This is a genomic window from Streptomyces sp. NRRL F-5650, from assembly GCF_000721365.1.
Taxonomy (GTDB): Bacteria; Actinomycetota; Actinomycetes; order Streptomycetales; family Streptomycetaceae; genus Streptomyces; species Streptomyces ardesiacus.
This window is the reverse complement of the sequence record NZ_JOGV01000166.1, coordinates 1-399: the sequence shown is the minus strand read 5'-3', so window position 1 is coordinate 399 and position 399 is coordinate 1. Positions and strand designations below refer to the sequence as shown.

The 399-nt window shown below is 73.7% G+C and carries 1 protein-coding gene; it reads left to right on the top strand.

Annotated elements, in window-relative coordinates:
* Positions 1-399: ketoacyl-synthetase C-terminal extension domain-containing protein (locus IG88_RS39910; protein WP_037837581.1), on the top strand; the 399-nt coding region annotated here is incomplete at both ends.

Sequence of the window (399 nt, the reverse complement as noted above, 5' to 3'; positions counted from 1 at the left end):
CCGTCGACGGAGGTGGACTGGTCGGCGGGTGCGGTGGAGTTGCTGACCGAGGCCCACGAGTGGCCGGAGACGGGTCGGCCGCGTCGGGTGGGTGTGTCGGCGTTCGGGATCAGCGGGACGAATGCGCACGTGATCCTGGAGGAGGCGGTCGAGGAGCCGGGTGACGCCGTCGCGGCCGGAACCGGAACCGGAACCGGAGCAGGGGAGCGGGGGGACGCGGGCACGGTTCCCTGGGTGGTGAGCGCGCAGTCGGCCGAGGCGTTGCGTGCGCAGGCCGTGCGGCTGCGGGACCACCTCGCTGCCGAGCCGGACTTCAGTGTTGTGGATGTGGGTTGGTCGTTGGCGGGTTCGCGGGCGGTGCTGGAGCACCGGGCGGTGGTGACCGGGCGGGAGCGGGGG